At 59.2% G+C, this 2,338-nt stretch carries 3 protein-coding genes and 1 pseudogene; all 4 read right to left on the bottom strand.

Annotated features, from left to right (window positions below):
* Positions 1-103: 103 nt before the first annotated feature.
* The 4 genes and pseudogenes from trxC to RBB16_RS20570 all read right to left on the bottom strand — a co-directional run bounded on the left by trxC (position 104) and on the right by RBB16_RS20570 (position 2,300).
* Positions 104-550 carry a thioredoxin TrxC gene (gene trxC / locus RBB16_RS20585; protein ID WP_306047894.1) on the bottom strand — a complete coding sequence of 149 codons (447 nt, stop codon included), beginning with the start codon at positions 548-550 and terminating at the stop codon, positions 104-106.
* A 131-nt stretch (positions 551-681) separates the two neighbouring features.
* Complete coding sequence (locus tag RBB16_RS20580) at positions 682-888, bottom strand: cold-shock protein (RefSeq protein ID WP_071688931.1); 207 nt, start codon at positions 886-888, stop codon at positions 682-684.
* 524 nt (positions 889-1,412) lie between these two features.
* Positions 1,413-1,668 (bottom strand): annotated as a pseudogene (locus RBB16_RS20575) (energy-dependent translational throttle protein EttA); the annotation flags it as partial.
* Between the two features lie 80 nt (positions 1,669-1,748).
* Positions 1,749-2,300, bottom strand: coding sequence for a hypothetical protein (locus RBB16_RS20570; RefSeq protein ID WP_306047893.1), 552 nt, complete (start codon positions 2,298-2,300; stop codon positions 1,749-1,751).
* Between the last annotated feature and the right edge of the window lie 38 nt (positions 2,301-2,338).

Below are 2,338 nucleotides of genomic sequence, written 5' to 3'. Positions count from 1 at the left end.
ATGGGGCGGGCATGGGACGATCCTTTCGGGCGGTATGATCTTGCGTATATGCATGGGTCGCCGCCGCCCGCTGAACGGTTCAAAAAATCCCTAAGGTCGCGGGTCAAGCACTGACCTTCGCGTGGCTGCGCACGAAGGCCTCGATATCCGCCGCAGGCCGTGCGCCGCTCAGGCGTCCCACTTCCCTGCCGTTCTGGAAGAGGATCAGAAGGGGAATGCCCCGGATGCCGAATTTCTGGCTGACCTGCGGGAAATCCTGTGTGTCGATCTTGGCGAAGCGGGCATTGGGGGCGAGCGACCGCGCCGCCTGTTCAAATTGCGGGGCCATCATCCGGCAGGGTCCGCACCACGGCGCCCAGAAATCCACCAGCAGCGGCAGCTGGTCGGCCTTGCTGGCCTTGGCCAGCATCGCCGGGTCCAGCGCCTTGACCTTGCCATCCGCCAGTTTCGCTCCGCAGACCCCGCATTTCGGGCCGGACGTCAGCTTGTCGGTCGGCACCCGGTTCACGGCACCGCAATCGAGGCAGGTGAGTTTGGCGGCGGCAGGCATGACACAGCTCCGTTTGATTGACTTTGGCAATAAATGGGGAGCCCGGTGCGCGATGCAAGGGGGCTGACCCAAAGAAGAAGGGGCGCAGCCTGCGCCGCGCCCCGTTCCAGAATTCTGTCGCGTGTGGCCGATCAGGCCAGGGCGATGTTGGTCGCGCTTTCGCGGCCGTCACGGCCAGCTTCCAGATCGTAGGTCACTTTCTGGTTGTCGGCGAGGCCGGTCAGGCCAGCCCGTTCCACGGCGGAGATGTGGACGAAAACGTCCTTGCCGCCCGTTTCGGGTGCGATAAAGCCGAAGCCTTTGGTGGTGTTGAACCATTTCACGGTGCCAGTGGCCATATCCGTGGTCTCCTAAAATAAGCGTCGCCCGCAGTATGCGGCAACTCTGGCGTCAGTCGGTAGCAGGTCGAGACTGAAGCCATGGATAGGAGACAGAGGTCGAAATGCGGTAACGGTCGCACCGCGCATATGGGGGCAGGCGGGGCAAAATGCAAGGATAATCGTCTATCCATGGCCCCGAGAGACGCAACGACCGGACCTATACGAATGGATAGTACGCCATACGCCTGCACATCTTCGCGGGTGGGGTCGGGGCGGCTAGGGTGGTGGTATTCCGAGCATGAGGCGGGTGACCCGATCGGAAGCGGGTCGCGCATCTGCCCCCACGTGGGCGCGTCTTGATCGGAACGGGTTGCCCCTGCGCGCGGACTCACGGAACGCGCAGGAAGCGCCTTCGGCAGTCGGGAGAGAAACAGGGGGCGATGCCATAGCGCCCCCTGTTTTTCGTTTTGCGGTAGATGCTCAAGTCATTTCGCGGTCGGCGTGGCAATGGGTTCTTGCCACGCATTTGGCCATACCGCCGACTACCGCACGAACTTCTTGTACTTCACCCGCTTTGGCTCCAGCGCGTCCGGTCCCAGACGGCGCTTCTTGTCTTCCTCATAGGCCTCGAAGTTGCCTTCGAACCATTCCACATGCGCTTCGCCCTCGAAGGCCAGGATGTGCGTACACAGACGGTCGAGGAAGAAGCGGTCGTGCGAGATGATCACGGCGCAGCCGGCGAAATTTTCGACTAGCTCAGTGAAGTTCGACGTCCAAATCGCTAGCCGGTTGGGGCAGGGATAGGTAAGCACTAGTTCTGCGAGGTATCGGTCGGGCGTTTGCATTCTGCGGGAGTACTACCTCCACCACTAATGCCGTTAGAAAGGAAAGTCTGGATGCCACAGAATTGCTCCGTAGCTCCCAAAACGACCGGCAAGCAATTCGTTCTTCACCATTATGCGCGAGAAAACTGCTTTGGCAAAATTGACGTGTCGTGCCACCCACCGAGTGTAGGCCGAGAACTGCTCCAACGTGAAGCCGTACCGGAGCCAGTCTCCGGGAAGAGGAACCTGCCCCATAAAATTGTGAATAAACTCATTCCTTATCGCAACGATTGTTCGGAGATATCTGATGTCGCGCCCGTCTATTCCACTTTTTTCGATCGCAGTTATTAGTGCGCCTAGGGTGGATCTTTGCACAACGGCATGCCGTTCTAAAAAAAGTCCGGACGCCTCGACAGCAACTGGATCAAGTCTGGTGCTAAGCTGCGCCTTGGAGGAGGTTACGAGCACGGCAACCAAATCTTCAAACGTACAAATCGCACTGAATGCTGCGCCGATGCAGGCCATCGCCAACACGTTGTCGAGAGACGCCACATCAGAGTTGATTTGCTCTAGGCTCAGGACCCATTGATTTCCGTCTGGCGGCATGATTCACGGCTCGAAAAAACGAGCGGTAACATGTCTGA

This window comes from Nioella sp. MMSF_3534, assembly GCF_030732985.1.
In the GTDB taxonomy this organism is placed as follows: domain Bacteria; phylum Pseudomonadota; class Alphaproteobacteria; order Rhodobacterales; family Rhodobacteraceae; genus Nioella.
The sequence above is the reverse complement of the archived record's forward strand: the minus strand, read 5'-3'. Positions and strand labels throughout refer to the sequence as shown.

Excerpts from the sequence above, each read along its gene's own strand:
- trxC (WP_306047894.1), bottom strand. The coding sequence starts at position 550 with ATGCCTGCCGCCGCCAAACTCACCTGCCTCGATTGCGGTGCCGTGAAC.
- RBB16_RS20580 (WP_071688931.1), bottom strand. The coding sequence starts at position 888 with ATGGCCACTGGCACCGTGAAATGGTTCAACACCACCAAAGGCTTCGGC.
- RBB16_RS20570 (WP_306047893.1), bottom strand. The coding sequence starts at position 2,300 with ATGCCGCCAGACGGAAATCAATGGGTCCTGAGCCTAGAGCAAATCAAC.